Below are 13,977 nucleotides of genomic sequence, written 5' to 3'. Positions count from 1 at the left end.
GTGGATCGCTCAACTGCAGTCGACCGTGACGGTGAACGGCTTGGTGATCGATCCTGCCATCGGGTTCGAGATGTCGGCGCCCGTGGCTTCACCGGTGATGGTGTACGTGCTGCCGTCGACCTTCACCTCGGCGGAGCCGACCTTGGCGCCCATGGTGTTGGTCACCGCGAGCGCATTGCCGTCGACGACCATGCCCAGCGACTCGACCGTCGGCGTGGCCTCGTCGGTCATCACGATGCCCAGACCCTGCTGGCCGCCGATCGCGCCGCTGGCGACGTTGATCTTGCCGCCCTGTTTGACGCACGTGACCGAGTTCAGATCCAGGCCTTCGAGGTCCTTGCCGTCGACCTTGACCGCGGTGCTGCCGCCGCTGCTCACCTCGGCGTTTCCCGCGGCCGCGGCCGAGGGAGCGCCGCCCTTGTCGTCCGAGCACCCCACCAGCACGGCGGCGCCGGCGACCAGTCCGATCACACCTGCGACAACTCGATTCATCGATCTTCCCTTCGTTCGGACGTCGCCCCGATGGCGCCCGTCATGGGGCAAGTCAAAGCCGCGCGGGTGGCTACCGATCCCAAACTTTGTCGGCGGCCGAAGGTACGGTTCGCAGGCGATGCGCAGATTCACTGTCGAGGAACGACGTGCCCGGCTCGCCCGTCGGCACTTCCTGTGCGAGCCGGCGGATTCGGTTCGCGACGTCGCGGGCAGCGTCGTGGGGCTGCACACGACCGATCCGGCGACGCCCTACCTGTCGCTGTGGGCGCGGGTGCCGGGCTTCACCGTGGCCGACCTCGACGTGCTGCTCTACGAGCGGCGCACGCTGGTCAAACACCTCGCCATGCGCAGGACGCTGTGGACGGTGCGCTCCGAAGACCTGCCGCTGATTCAGGCCGCGGCGAGCGACCGGGTCGCCGACAACGAGCGGCGCCGCCTCATCGCCGATGCCCAGAAGGCCGGGGTCTGCGCCGACGGCGACGCGTGGCTCGACACGGCGGGCGCGGCGGTGCTACGCCACCTCGCCGCCAACGGGCCGACGAGCGCGAAGGACCTGAGGGCGGCGCTGCCCGAACTGGCCGGCAGCTTCGACCCCGCGCCGGGTAAGCGTTGGGGTGGTGAAACACCGCTGGCTCCAAGGGTTTTGACGGTGCTGGCGGTGCGCGGCGATATTGTGCGCGGACCGAACGACGGCAGGTGGACCACGTCGCGGCCGCAGTGGGTTTCGGCGGCCGACTGGCTGGCGCCGGCCGATGCGGTCACCCCGGAGACGGCCCGCGCTGAGATGGTGCGCCGGTGGTTGGCCGCGTTCGGCCCGGCGACTCTGACAGACGTCAAGTGGTGGTTCGGCAACACGTTGACGTGGGCGCGGCAGGCGTTGCGCGACATCGGCGCCGTGGAAGTGGATCTCGACGGCGCACCGGGCTTCGCACTACCCGACGACCTCGATGTCGAACCCGAGCCAGAGCCCTGGTGCGCGTTGTTGCCCAGTCTCGACGTCACCACGATGGGCTGGTTCGATCGGGACTGGTATCTGGGGCCGCACCGCAGCCAGTTGTTCGACAGGAACGGCAACGGCGGTCCGACCGCCTGGTCCGACGGCAGGATCGTCGGGGCCTGGGGGCAGGACGACGACGGCCGCGTCGAGGTGCGGCTGCTCGAGGACATCGGTCGTCCGGCGCAGAAGGAGCTGCGGAAGCGCGCCGACGAACTCACCGAATGGCTGGACGGGGTGCGGGTCAGCCCGCGGTTCCCGTCGCCCCTGACGAAATCCCCAGCTGCGCGTGGGCCCAGCGGGTGAGATCGCGGAATCGCGAAAAATCGCGATCGGTGTGCAGTCTCGGCGCGACGATTGGGCGATGACCGAAGTACACCTGCGCGTGGCCGCCGTCGAGGACGCCGCCGCGTGCGCACGCGTCATGTGGAATGCCTTCGAGTCGCTTGCCACCGCGCACAATTTTCCGGTCGAGCCGGCCAGCCCCGAGTTCACGGCCGTGCTGATGCAGGGGATGCTGTCGACCGAGGGCACGTTCGGTTTGGTGGCCGAATGCGGCAATGAGATCGTCGGCAGCGCGTTACAGGACGAGCGCGCCGCCATCGTCGGGGTCGGACCCGTCAGCGTCAGCCCGACGCAGCAGCAGGGTCGTGTCGGCCACGCCTTGATGGAGGCGCTGCTGCAACGATCGCGAGACCGTGACGTTGCGGGTGTCCGGCTGGTGCAGACCGCCTACAACTACCGGTCGCTGTCGCTGTACGCGAAACTCGGGTTCGCGGTGCGCGAGCCGCTGTCGGTCTTTCAGCGGCCGCTCGACGCCGTCGTGGTGCCGTCGACCATGGTGCGACCGGCGACGCTCGACGACGTCGACGAGTGCGACCACCTCTGCCGTCGAATACACGGTCACGACCGTCATCCTGAGCTGCGGAGTTCAATCGAACGCGGTATGGCGAGCGTGGTGCAGCGCCGAGACGGAATCACCGCGTACACAACGGGATTGGGCTATATCGGTCACACAGTCGGCGAGACGGATGACGATATCATCGCTCTACTCGGCGCCGCCGAGGAGTTCGTCGGCCTCGGCGTCCTCGTGCCGTCGCGCAATCCGCGGCTGATGACGTGGTGCCTGCACAGCGGCCTGCGCCTCGTCCAACAATCGACGCTCATGACGATCGGACTCTACAACGAACCACAGGGCGCCTGGCTGCCGTCGATCGGCTACTAGGACGCTGGATCAGGCGCTGACCTTGCGGCCGTTGCGGCGCTTGGGGGTTGGGCGGGCGACACCGAGAGCCTCGGCGAGGAAATGGCCGGTGTAGCTGTCGGGATTGACCGCGACGTCTTCCGGTGTTCCGGTCGCGACGAGCGTGCCACCGCCGGCCCCACCTTCGGGACCCATGTCGACGATCCAGTCCGACGTCTTGATCACGTCGAGATTGTGCTCGATGACGATCACCGTATTGCCTTTGTCCACAAGGCCGTTGATCACTTTGAGCAGCTTGCGGATGTCCTCGAAGTGCAGACCGGTGGTCGGCTCGTCGAGGATGTACACGGTGCGGCCCGTCGACCGCTTCTGCAGTTCCGATGCGAGCTTGACGCGCTGCGCCTCGCCACCGGACAGCGTCGGCGCCGGTTGCCCGAGCCGCACGTAGCCCAGGCCCACGTCGACGAGCGTCTTCAGATACCGGTGGATCGAGGTGATCGGCGCGAAGAACTCGGCGGCCTCCTCGATCGACATGTCGAGGACCTCGGCGATGGTCTTGCCCTTGTAGTGCACCTCCAGCGTCTCGCGGTTGTACCGGGCGCCCTGGCACACCTCGCACGGCACGTACACGTCGGGCAGGAAGTTCATCTCGATCTTGATGGTGCCGTCGCCCGAACACGCCTCGCAGCGACCGCCCTTGACGTTGAACGAGAACCGACCCGGTTGATAGCCGCGGACCTTCGCTTCGGTGGTGGCCGCGAACAACGTGCGAATCTTGTCGAACACCCCGGTATACGTCGCCGGGTTGGAGCGCGGCGTCCGGCCGATCGGCGACTGGTCGACCCGGACCAACTTGTCGAGCTTGTCCAGACCCGTCACCCGGGTGTGCCGGCCCGGCACCTGGCGCGCACCGTTGAGCTTGTTGGCCAGCACCGACGCCAGAATGTCGTTCACGAGTGTGGACTTACCCGACCCCGACACCCCGGTGACCGCCGTCAGCACCCCCAGCGGGAACGTCACGTCGATCTCGCGCAGGTTGTGCTCGCGGGCGCCGACGACCGTCAGCTGCCGCTTCTTGTCGACGGGCCGCCGGATCGCCGGCACCTCGATTTCTTCTTTGCCCGAAAGATAGGCTCCGGTAAGCGATTCGGGGTTCTTCAGCAGATCCTCGTAGGGTCCGCTGTGCACGATCTGGCCGCCGTGTTCACCGGCCGCGGGCCCGATGTCGACGACCCAGTCGGCATGGGCGATGGTGTCGAGATCATGCTCGACGACGATCAGTGTGTTGCCCAGGTCCCGTAGCCGGACCAGCGTGTCGATCAGCCGGCGGTTGTCGCGCTGGTGCAGCCCGATCGACGGTTCGTCGAGCACGTACAGCACCCCGACCAGTCCGGAGCCGATCTGCGTGGCCAGCCGGATCCGTTGTGCCTCACCGCCGGACAGCGTGGCGGCGGCGCGTGACAGCGACAGATAGTCCAGGCCGACGTCAAGCAGGAAGCCCAGCCGCGACTGGATCTCCTTGAGCACCTGCCCGGCGATCGCCTGTTCGCGTGCACCGAGCGTCAACGCGTTGAGGAACTCCGAGCAGTCCGCGATCGACAGTTCGGCGACCTCGGCGATCGACTTCGCGCCGAAGTCCCCCGCCGTCAGCGTTACCGCCAGGATCTCGGGCTTCAGCCGCGTGCCCTCGCACTCGGGGCACGGCACATCGCGCATGAAGCCCTCGTAGCGCTCCTTCATCTGTTCGGAGTCGGTCTGCTCCATGCGGCGCTGCAGGAACGCCATCACACCTTCGAAATCGGCGTAATACGAACGGGTTCGGCCGTAGCGGTTCTTGTACCGCACGTGCACCTGCTCGTCGCACCCCTCGAGGATCGCCTTGCGCGCCTTGGCGGGAAGCTTCTTCCACGGCGTGTCGACGTCGAACCCGAGCGCGTCGCCCAGCCCGGACAGCATCCGGGTGAAGTAGTCGGCGGTCTGGCCCATCGACCACGGCGCGATCGCGCCCTCGGCCAGCGTGAGGTCCGGGTCCGGGACGACGAGTTCGGGGTCGACCTCCTTGCGAATGCCCAGGCCCAGACACTCGGGGCAGGCACCGTAGGGCGAGTTGAACGAGAACGACCGCGGCTCGAGGTCATCGACGGCCAACGGATGGCCGTTGGGACAGGCCAGCTTCTCCGAGAAGCGCTGCTCGCGGTGCGGATGATCGTCCTCGCGATCGACGAACTCGAGCACCACGATGCCGTCGGCAAGGTTCAGCGCCGTCTCCACCGAGTCGGTCAGCCGCTGCTTGGCGGTGGCCTTCACGGTGAGCCGGTCGACGACGACCTCGATGTCGTGCTTCTCCTGCTTCTTGAGCTTGGGCGGATCGGTGAGCGGATACACGACTCCGTCGACGCGCACGCGGCTGTAGCCCTGGCTGTTGAGCTTGTCGAACAGGTCGGCGAACTCCCCCTTGCGGGTGCGCACCACCGGTGCGAGCACCTGGAACCGCAGGCCCTCGTCCATTGCGAGCACCTGGTCGACGATCTGCTGGGGCGTCTGGCGGGCGATGCGTTCACCGCAGACCGGGCAGTGCGGGGTCCCGGCGCGCGCGTACAGCAGGCGCAGGTAGTCGTAGACCTCGGTGATGGTGCCGACGGTCGAGCGGGGGTTGCGGTTGGTCGACTTCTGGTCGATGGACACCGCAGGCGACAGGCCCTCGATGAAGTCGACGTCGGGTTTGTCCATCTGCCCGAGGAACTGACGCGCATATGCCGACAGCGACTCGACGTAGCGGCGCTGACCCTCGGCGAAGATCGTGTCGAACGCCAGCGACGACTTGCCCGACCCCGACAAACCGGTGAAGACGATCAGTGCGTCGCGGGGCAGATCAAGATCAACACTGCGCAGGTTGTGCTCGCGCGCACCCTTCACAACAAGGCGGTCAGCCAACTGAGTCCTTCCGCATCCGCTCCCGCACGACAGAGTTGATGCCCATGCTATGTGTCGGCACCGACAAGCCCGATACCGTGAGGACCATGACCGTCGTCGACGACAACTACACCGGCCACGTCGAGCCCGGAACGGCCGCTCGGCGAACCCTCCCCGGGGCATCGATCGTCAAGGTTTCGGTGGGCCCGATGGACAACAACGTTTACCTGGTCACCTGTTCCCGAACCGGCGAGACGCTACTCATCGACGCCGCCAACGACGCGCCGGTCCTGCTCGAACTGATCGAGAAGCACGCGCCGCGGCTGTCGCTGATCGTCACGAGCCATCAGCACTTCGACCACGTGCAGGCATTGGCCGATGTGGCGAAGGCGACCGGAGCACCGACCGCCGCGCACCAGCTCGACGCCGACGCCCTTCCGGTCAAGCCGGATCGCCTGCTGGCCCATGGTGACACCGTCGAGGTCGGCGATCTGTCGTTCGACGTCATCCACCTGCAGGGCCACACCCCCGGCTCGGTGGCCCTCGCGCTTGACGGGGCCGACGAGGCGACCCACCTGTTCACCGGCGACTGCCTGTTCCCGGGCGGCGTCGGCAAGACATGGGAGGACGGTGCGTTCGACCAGCTGCTCGGCGACGTGACCCGCCGGGTCTTCGACGTGTACGGCGATTCGACGGTGATCTATCCCGGTCACGGCGACGACACCACGCTCGGTACCGAGCGTCCGCACCTGGCCGAGTGGAAAGAACGCGGCTGGTAGTTCCGCCTACCGGTGCGCCGCTCCTACGCTGGGGGCATGAGCAACAACTCCCCGAAACTGCTGGCGCTGCTGGCGGCCGCCCAGGCTGCCGACGCCGCGATCTGCGTGCAACCCGTCCCGTATGTCGCGAAATGCCTCGACGACGTCAAGTACCCGCAGCAGAATCGCTGGGTCTTCCCCGTTGTCAAGGCCGCCTCGGCGGTGGGACTGCTCGCCGGCACCCGCATGCCGTGGCTGGCCAGGCTGACATTGGTGATGTTGACCGTCTACTTCTCACTCGCGGTGGGTGCGCACATTCGCGCACGAGATTTCGGCCTCAACGCCGCGGCGGCGTCCTCGCTGCTGGCCCTCTACGGTGCGCTCGCCGCGAGGGAAGTCGCCCAACGCTGATCCGGTGGTCTCCGAACAGCATTCGGCGGTGACGTACCATGCGTTCGTCTGAGGAGGCACGGATGAATGACGACCAGCTAAAGAAGGCGCAGAGCGGCGCAGGCTTCATCGCAGCGCTCGACCAGAGCGGCGGGAGCACGCCCAAGGCGCTGAAGCTCTACGGGATCGCCGAAGATCAGTACTCCGGCGATGAGCAGATGTTCGACCTGGTGCACGAGATGCGGACCCGCATCATCACCAGCCCGGCCTTCGACGGCGACCGCATCATGGGCGCGATCCTGTTCGAGATGACGATGGACCGCGAGATCGAGGGCCGCCCCACCGCCGACTACCTGTGGAACGTCAAGAACGTCGTGCCGTTCCTCAAGATCGACAAGGGACTGGCCGAGGAGAAGGACGGCGCTCAGACGATGAAGCCGATGCCCGGCCTCGACGACCTGCTCGACCGCGCAGTCGCCAAGGGCATCTTCGGCACCAAGGAACGCTCGGTCATCAAGCTGCCCGGCGCGGGCCTGGACGCCGTCGTGACGCAGCAGTTCGAGGTCGCGCAGCAGGTGCTGGCCAAGGGCCTGGTGCCGATCATCGAGCCCGAGGTCGACATCAAGAGTCCGAAGAAGGCCGAGGCGGAGGATCAGCTCAAGGCCGCCCTGCTCGAGGGGGTCAACAACCTCGGCGATCAGAAGGTCATGCTGAAGCTGACGCTGCCCGACACCGACAACCTGTACAAGGAGCTGGTCGATCATCCGAACGTGCTGCGCGTCGTGGCGCTTTCGGGCGGCTATAGCCGCGACGAGGCCAACGAGAAGCTGTCGCGCAACACCGGTGTCATCGCCAGCTTCTCGCGCGCGCTGACCGAGGGCCTCACCGCCCAGCAGAGCGATGAGGAGTTCAACTCCACGCTCGACCAGGCGATCGCGAGCATCGCCAAAGCTTCTGCCACCTGAGGCCACCTGATCTAGTGCTCGGCTACGCGTCGGCGGTGTTCGCCGGCGCGTTGCCTGCGCTCGCCTTCCCGGCGCCCGCGTGGTGGTGGGTGGCCTGGGCCGGGCTGGTTCCGCTGCTGTTCGTCGTTCGAGCCGCGCCGACGGCCGGGCGCGGCGCCGTTCGGGCCTGGTTCGGGATGGCGACGTTCATCTGCGTCACCCAGTACTGGCTGTGGCCGAGCGCCGGTCCCCTGCTGTTGTTGCTCGGGGCCGGTCTGGGCGCGTTGTGGTTGCCGTTCGGTTGGGCGGCGCACCGCCTGCTCGCCGGTGAGCTCACCGGTCGCGGTTTGCTTGCGGCCGTGACCGTACTCCCGTCGCTGTGGATCCTCGCCGAAGCGGTGCGGTCGTGGGACCGGCTCGGCGGTCCGTGGGCCCTGCTCGGCGCGTCGCAGTGGAACCAACCGGCGACGCTGGCGTCGGCGACGCTGGGCGGCGTCTGGCTCGTCAGCTTCCTCGTGGTGGCGGTCAACACCGCCGCCGTCGGCGCCGTTCTGCTGCGCAGGCCCTGGAGTATCGCGCTTCCGGTCGTGCTGCTCGCGATCGGTCCTGCGTGGTTTTGGCTTTCACCGCCGCCCGTGCCCGGCCCGTCGATGCGCGTGGCGCTGGTGCAGCCGGGCGACATCGACGACGCGACCGCCCGCCAAGCCGCCAGTGAGCGGCTGACCGACGGCCTGCGCGGTCAGCGGGTCGACCTGGTGGTGTGGGGTGAGAGCAGCGTCGCGGTGGACCTGACCGCACACCCCGACGTCGCCGCCCGGCTGGCCGACCTGTCTCGGCACGTGGGCGCCGACCTGCTGGTCAACGTCGACGCCCGTGCCCCTTCCGGCGGCATCTACAAGACGTCGGTGCTCATCGGGCCGGACGGGGTGCGCGGCTCATATGCGAAGACCCGCCTCGTGCCGTTCGGCGAGTACGTGCCGCTACGCGGGCTGCTCGACTGGGCCACCTCCGGGACGGGCGCCGCGGGCGAGGATCGTCGCCGCGGCGACGGGCCGGTCGTGCTGCACACCGACCTGCACTCCAACAGCGTCGCGGTGGGGCCGCTGATCAGCTTCGAGACGCTGTTCTCGGACCTGGCCCGGCGCGAGGTGGAGCTCGGCGCTGATCTACTCGCCTACCAGAGCGCGACCTCGTCGTACCAGGGCAGTTGGGCGCAACCGCAGCTGGCGAGCATGCCCGCCGTCCACGCCGTCGAAACAGGTCGTCCCGCTGTGCATGCCGCGCTGTCGGGGGTGAGCTCGGCGTTCGATGCGCAGGGCCGACGGCTGGCGTGGTCACCCGCTTCGGAGCGCGGCACCACCGTGGTCGACGTCCCGCTCGGGGCGCGCTCCACCGCCTACGTCGGCTGGGGCGGCTGGGTGATCGGTGTGGCGCTGGTGGTGGTTACGGCGTGGTGTGCACGATCAGCACGTCGGTCTTGGACCGGCGCGCGACGTTGGCAGGCACCGAACCGAGGAGGCGGCCCGCGATGGTGGACAACCCGACGTTGCCGACCACCAGAAGGTCGGCCTTGATCTCCTCGGCCAACTCCACCAGGGCGTCGACGGGCGCACCGACGATGGCCTTCTCCTCGACGTTCTGAGCGCCGGCCTGATGGGCCCGCTCCTTGGCCTCGCGCAGGATCGCGTAGATCGGTGCGTTGCCGGCCATCTTGTAGCCCTCGTCCTTGAGCACGTCGGCTGCGCGCTGGTCCTCGGCCTGGGGGAAGTACGCCGTCGCGATGACCAGCTTGGCGTCACCGGCGATCTGACCAGCCTTCTCCACCGCGCGCAGCGACGAGTCCGATCCGTCCGTGCCAACCAAGACGGTCTGATAGGCGCTCATCCATGTCCTCCCGGGGTCGATTCCAACGCCATTCGGAACAGTAGCCCTTCCAGTGGCGTTTGCCTGCTATTTCGTCCTACTTGGCAGGCAACGTCACCCCGCGCGGGGCGCCGTGACGTCGCCTACACCGGTTGCGCCAGGCGACGTCCGGCGACATCCGGGCCACGTCGACGTCAATTTGCGGCGGGCACCGGCAATTCCGCGATCGCCTGGCGAATCAACCAGTGCGGCAACGAAAGTCGCCAGCCGACTGGGGTTCGATGCCGCGTTCGATGCCTATTCGACGCGCGCGCCGGGTTCGCGCACGCTAGCGTTTTCCCGTTCACCGGACGGGTACGGAGCCGAGCAGACGTGGAACTTTCCCTGGGAGCGCAGCGTCTCGCGCGCCTCGAGCGGTCGGAATCCGTGCGGACCGGCCGGGTCGATGCCGCGCTGGTGGCGGTGTTCGCCGTGGCGGTATCGGCGGCCGGCGCCGCACGGCCGTCGCTGTGGTTCGACGAGGCGGCGACGATCTCGGCCTCGACTCGGTCCATCCCCGAGCTGTGGCGACTGCTGCACAACATCGACGCCGTACACGGCCTGTACTACCTGCTCATGCACGGGTGGTTCACGGTGTTCCCGGTCACCGAGTTCTACTCCCGGCTGTCGAGTTGTCTGGCCGTCGGTGTCGCGGCGGCCGGCGTCGTCGTCCTGGCGCGCCAGTTCTCGTCTCGCATGCTCGCCGCGTGTGCGGGGATCATGTTCGCGATCCTTCCCCGCATCACGTGGGCCGGCATCGAGGCCCGGTCGTATGCGCTGACCGCCGCGGCAGCCGTCTGGGTGACCGTGCTGCTGGTGGTCGCCGTTCGCCGCAACTCGACGCGGCTGTGGGCCTGCTACGGGCTTGCCCTGGTGGCTTCCTCGCTGCTCAACGTGTTCGCAGTGCTGCTTGTGCTCGTTCACGCCGTCGCGCTGGTGGCCGTGTCGGCCAGTCGGGCGGTGGTGCACCGGTGGATCGCGACGGTGGCCGTGGCGATCACCGCCGTTGTGCCGTTTCTCGTGTTCAGCAGGACGCAGATCGCGCAGGTGCGGTGGATCTCGGCGCCGGGGTGGGACACCGTCGCGGAGGTGGTGCACGAGCAGTATTTCGACCACAGCGTGGCGTTCGCCGTCGTCGCTGCGGTGGTGCTGATCCTGCCCCTGGTGCGGCGCCGATTCCGGCCCACCGATGCCGGCGTCCGATCACTGGTGCTCATCAGCCTGGGCTGGATCGCGGTCCCGACCGCGGTGCTGCTGCTCTATTCGGTGTGGCTGGAACCGGTGTACTACCCGCGCTACCTCAGCTACACCTCACCCGCCATGGCGCTGCTCCTGGCGGTCGGCATCACGGCGATCGCCAGGACACGCGAGACCGTCGCGGCGGCGCTGACGGTTTTCGCGGTGGCGGCCACGCCGAATTATCTGCTCGAACAGCGGGGCCCGTACGCGAAGGAAGGCATGGACTTCAGCCAGGTCGCCGACGTCCTCACCGCGCACGCCTCCCCCGGCGACTGTCTGGTCCTGGACAACACCACCAATTGGGCGCCCGGCCCGATTCGTCCGCTCACCGCCGCGCGTCCACAGGCCTATGCGCACCTCTTCGACCCCGGCCGCGGCCCGCGTGCGGCGGACCGAAACCGCTTGTGGGACGCGCATCTCGGCATCTGGGGGGTCGCCGACCAGCTTCGGCGCTGCACCGTGCTGTGGACCATCTCCCAACGCGACACCAGCGTCGCTGATCGCGAGAGCGGGACCGCGCTGGACCCGGGGCCGCGCCTTCGCCGTGCGCCCGCATATCGGGTGCCGCAGGCAATGGGTTTCCGTGTCGTGGAGCGCTGGCAGTTCAGCTTCGCCCAGGTGGTCAAGTCGACGCGGTAGCGCGTGATCGTGGCGGAACCGGGTAATCGCTGTGCATGCCCGCACGGCCCACGCACACCGCCGCGGAGTTCGTTCCGGACAGCCGCGATCTCGACGACCTCGCCGACGCAGCGAACAGCTGCAAGGGGTGCGACCTCTATCTCGACGCCACGCAGACCGTGTTCGGCGGCGGCTCCGCGGACGCCCAGATGATGTTGGTCGGGGAACAGCCCGGCGATCAGGAGGACAGGGCGGGCGCACCGTTCGTCGGCCCCGCGGGCAAGCTGTTGGACAAGGCGCTGGTGCAAGCCGGGATCGACCGCGAACGGGTCTACGTGACCAATGCGGTCAAGCATTTCAAGTTCACGCTGCCCGAACGTGGCAAGCGCCGTATCCACAAGACACCGGGCCGCACCGAGGTGGTGGCCTGCCGGCCATGGCTGCTCGCCGAACTGGACGCGATTCGACCCGAAGTGCTGGTGCTGATGGGCGCGACCGCCGCTCAGTCGATGATGGGCAGCTCGTTCCGGCTGACCGCACACCGCGGCGAGGCCCTACGGCTCCCCGAGATCGACGAGATCACTGACCTCGACGTCGACCCCGCCGTGGCGGTCACCGTGCACCCGTCGTCGGTGCTTCGGGGCCGGCCCGAAGACCGCGAAGAGGCGTTTGGAGCCCTGGTGGCCGATCTGCGGTTCGCCGCCGGCCTGTGTTCGGCCAAGACCTGATCAGCGTTGGCTAACAGGCAGCGGGCGGTACCCACATCGACACGGCGGGCGGTACCCACGCGCACGGTCCGCCGTAATGCGGGCCGTTCCAGTAACGCGGCTCCTCCCAGCGCGGCCCACGCCAACCCCGGTCGTCCCAGTCGTCCCATTTGTCGAGCTTCCACGTCATACCCGGTGTATTCGGTACCGGTTGCTCGGCGTTGGCCACACCCGAACCGACACCCAAGGCGGTGACGGCCAGCGCGCCGATGAGCGCAGCATGCATCCCGATCCTCTTCACAACCACAACGAAACTCCTACTACTGCAGCAAATTCATCGATTCCGACCCGGGGACATTCTATCCTCTCGCGCGGGGGAGCGTTCAATGCCGTTGGGGTGTCGCGGTATTGGCGAGTTGTGGCAAACGCCCACTCCTCGTCGACGCCACCAACCCGAACGCGGCCAAGACCGCGAAGCCCGCCAATAACCACCGAGCGGGCGTCGCGGTACCCGTCTCGGTCAGGTTCACGACGACACCGGCCAGCCCGGCGCCGAACGCACCGCAAATCAACTGGACGGTGTTGATAGCGGCGGCCGCCGTCGGCCCCTCCGCCGGGTCGTCGACCCGGCTCATCGCCCATGCCGACAGGTGCGGCCACGCGATGCCGACCCCGGCGCCCGTCACGACCAGCGCCAGCGCCCAGACCGCAACCACGGCGGGTGGGGCGTCGTCGCGCATGGTCGCCGCCGCGAGGGCGAGACCAGCGGCCATCACGGCCGGTGCGACCGCGACCGTCCTCCTGATCATCCGTTCGTTGCCCATCGAGGCGCTGCCGATCTCGCCGACGGTCCAACCCAGCGCCAACCCGGCGCCGAGGAAGCCGGCTGCCACGGGCGTCAAGCCGGCCAGGCGCTGCCCGAACAGCGGCACGTACATGTCCGCCATCGTCGCGGCCATCAGTACGCCGAGGGTCAGGTAGATCCATTTCAGCGGCCCGCGGCCAAACGTGCTGGGCGGCAACACCGCCGCGGGTAGCCGCCGGTCGACGAACAGAAACGCCGCCACCAGAGCGGCACCAAAGCCGAGCAGCGCAGCGGTGACCCGCGCATCCCGCGGCACGCCGGCCGCGCTGACCGCCAGCGCCGCGGCACCCAACAGGATCAGCGACGGCACGGGGATCGGCGTGATCGGGACGTCGGCGGCGGCGACACGCCGCGCGGGTAAGGCCAACGGCACCAGCACGCCGATCGCCGCGGTCAGGATCGCGAGGACTCCGAACGCCCAACGCCACGAACCGAATTGGGAGAAGATGCCGCCGGCGGCCGGACCGAGCAGGGTGCCCACGCCCCACATCGCCGACACCAGCGCCGACGCCTTGGTCCACAACCGTTGGGGCAGTGCGGTGTTGATCACTGCATAGCCCAACCCGGCCAACAGCCCGCCGGCCAGCCCTTGCACCGTGCGGCCGACCAGCAGGGCCGACATGGTGGGCGCCGCAGCGCAGGCCACGCTGCCGGCGCCGAACACGCTGAGTGCCAGCAGATACGAGGACCGAGGCCCGAGGCGCATCAGCGTCGCGTGCACGGTGGTCGCCGCGACCACGGAGGCGACCAGGTACACCGTCGTCACCCAGGCATACAACCGGTGCCCACCGATGTCGGCGACCGCGCTGGGCATCAGGCTGATGGTCAGGAACTCGTTGGTGGCGTACAGCGCGACCCCGCCGGCGAGCACGGTGCTGGCGCCGAGGTACTTCGGCCCCAGCAGGTCACGCCACCGGCCCGTGGTGGTCGTCGCTGTCTCGGTCACCCGCT

The 13,977-nt window shown here is 68.3% G+C and carries 12 protein-coding genes and 1 pseudogene; 8 read left to right on the top strand and 5 right to left on the bottom strand.

Annotation, left to right across the window (positions count from 1 at the left end):
• Window positions 1–9 precede the first annotated feature (9 nt).
• A complete protein-coding gene (locus AU185_RS03610; RefSeq protein WP_059099361.1) occupies window positions 10–492 on the bottom strand; it encodes a lipoprotein LpqH in 483 nt (160 codons plus the stop codon).
• Between the two features lie 118 nt (window positions 493–610).
• Here AU185_RS03610 and AU185_RS03605 point away from each other — a divergent pair, with 118 nt between their 5' ends.
• Together AU185_RS03605 and AU185_RS03600 are read left to right on the top strand one after the other, a co-directional pair.
• Entirely contained in the window at window positions 611–1,792 is a 1,182-nt protein-coding gene (locus AU185_RS03605) for a winged helix DNA-binding domain-containing protein (protein WP_059099362.1), read from the top strand.
• Between the two features lie 58 nt (window positions 1,793–1,850).
• Window positions 1,851–2,711, top strand: a complete 861-nt coding sequence (locus AU185_RS03600; RefSeq protein WP_059099395.1) for a GNAT family N-acetyltransferase — start codon at window positions 1,851–1,853, stop codon at window positions 2,709–2,711.
• Window positions 2,712–2,720: 9 nt separating this feature from the next.
• Here AU185_RS03600 and uvrA read toward each other — a convergent pair whose 3' ends face one another.
• Complete coding sequence (gene uvrA, locus AU185_RS03595; protein ID WP_059099363.1) at window positions 2,721–5,624, bottom strand: excinuclease ABC subunit UvrA; 2,904 nt, start codon at window positions 5,622–5,624, stop codon at window positions 2,721–2,723.
• A gap of 86 nt (window positions 5,625–5,710) precedes the next feature.
• Between uvrA and AU185_RS03590 the strand changes: the two genes are divergently transcribed.
• The 4 genes and pseudogenes from AU185_RS03590 to lnt form a co-directional block, all read left to right on the top strand.
• Complete coding sequence (locus AU185_RS03590) at window positions 5,711–6,382, top strand: MBL fold metallo-hydrolase (RefSeq protein WP_059099396.1); 672 nt, start codon at window positions 5,711–5,713, stop codon at window positions 6,380–6,382.
• A gap of 36 nt (window positions 6,383–6,418) precedes the next feature.
• A complete protein-coding gene (locus tag AU185_RS03585; RefSeq protein WP_059099364.1) occupies window positions 6,419–6,772 on the top strand; it encodes a DoxX family protein in 354 nt (117 codons plus the stop codon).
• A gap of 62 nt (window positions 6,773–6,834) precedes the next feature.
• Window positions 6,835–7,716 carry a fructose bisphosphate aldolase gene (locus tag AU185_RS03580; protein ID WP_059099365.1) on the top strand — a complete coding sequence of 294 codons (882 nt, stop codon included), beginning with the start codon at window positions 6,835–6,837 and terminating at the stop codon, window positions 7,714–7,716.
• Window positions 7,717–7,730: 14 nt separating this feature from the next.
• Window positions 7,731–9,173, top strand: a pseudogene (lnt, locus tag AU185_RS03575) (apolipoprotein N-acyltransferase); the annotation flags it as partial.
• On the opposite strand, the gene AU185_RS25500 reads toward lnt, so the two are convergent.
• Entirely contained in the window at window positions 9,139–9,579 is a 441-nt protein-coding gene (locus tag AU185_RS25500) for a universal stress protein (protein ID WP_059156942.1), read from the bottom strand. The pseudogene lnt and the gene AU185_RS25500 overlap by 35 nt on opposite strands.
• Before the next feature lie 351 nt (window positions 9,580–9,930).
• Between AU185_RS25500 and AU185_RS03565 the strand changes: the two genes are divergently transcribed.
• A complete protein-coding gene (locus AU185_RS03565; RefSeq protein ID WP_231740307.1) occupies window positions 9,931–11,475 on the top strand; it encodes a glycosyltransferase family 39 protein in 1,545 nt (514 codons plus the stop codon).
• 35 nt (window positions 11,476–11,510) lie between these two features.
• Window positions 11,511–12,182 (top strand): UdgX family uracil-DNA binding protein, encoded by a 672-nt coding sequence (locus tag AU185_RS03560; RefSeq protein WP_059099366.1) that lies wholly within the window; start codon window positions 11,511–11,513, stop codon window positions 12,180–12,182.
• Between the two features lie 10 nt (window positions 12,183–12,192).
• Here the strand turns inward: AU185_RS03560 and AU185_RS03555 are convergent, their stop codons facing one another.
• Both AU185_RS03555 and AU185_RS03550 read right to left on the bottom strand, forming a co-directional pair.
• Window positions 12,193–12,468, bottom strand: a complete 276-nt coding sequence (locus AU185_RS03555; protein ID WP_059099367.1) for a hypothetical protein — start codon at window positions 12,466–12,468, stop codon at window positions 12,193–12,195.
• Between the two features lie 76 nt (window positions 12,469–12,544).
• Window positions 12,545–13,972, bottom strand: coding sequence for an MFS transporter (locus AU185_RS03550; RefSeq protein WP_059099368.1), 1,428 nt, complete (start codon window positions 13,970–13,972; stop codon window positions 12,545–12,547).
• Window positions 13,973–13,977: the final 5 nt, after the last annotated feature.

The sequence above is a fragment of the Mycobacterium sp. GA-0227b genome (assembly GCF_001499855.1).
Classification (GTDB): Bacteria; Actinomycetota; Actinomycetes; order Mycobacteriales; family Mycobacteriaceae; genus Mycobacterium.
Note: the sequence above shows the minus strand (reverse complement) of the source record. Positions and strands in the feature narration are given on the sequence as shown.